The sequence below is a fragment of the Brevibacillus sp. MCWH genome (assembly GCF_013096935.1).
Lineage (GTDB): Bacteria > Bacillota > Bacilli > Brevibacillales > Brevibacillaceae > Brevibacillus > Brevibacillus aydinogluensis.
In genome coordinates this window covers 1-467 of record NZ_SDLF01000134.1, presented here as the reverse complement: position 1 = coordinate 467, position 467 = coordinate 1, and the positions used below count along the sequence as shown (strand labels likewise).

At 25.9% G+C, this 467-nt stretch carries 1 protein-coding gene; it reads left to right on the top strand.

The annotated features are described in order from the left end of the window. Positions 1 to 77: 77 nt before the first annotated feature. A partial coding sequence (locus ETC00_RS19735; RefSeq protein WP_171567740.1) for a hypothetical protein occupies positions 78 to 467 on the top strand: 390 nt, incomplete at its 3' end.

Genomic DNA, 467 nt, shown 5'->3' with positions numbered 1-467 from the left:
TTCCAAATACTCTTCAGTACGGTAAGTATTATGTTTACACAGTACCTTATTCTAAATTATTTGAAGACTTTTATAAGATGAAGACTAATCAAATAAAATCAACAACATTAGAGTCTGTTGACGATGATTTCATTAAAGAATTTAAAAAAGAAGTTGGAGTAGAGACTATAAACTTTAACAAATTTAAAAACGATGTTAATGAAACTTTAAATAATATTAAAGTATATAACGATGATTTTTCGATTCCTATTTTGGAAGGTACTGATTTAGATGGTTTATTGGATGAAAAGTTTAAGAAAAAAGTTGAAAGAGAAATTAAAAATGGGCAGAAAGCAACATTTACTCCAGATGGTACAGTTGAAATAAAAGGTGAAAATTTCTCTTTTATAAAAGATTGCTTTATAAAACTAATCGACCCTAGAAAGATTATTCCTATAAAAATTTTAGAAGAAACCATTGGTTATTAC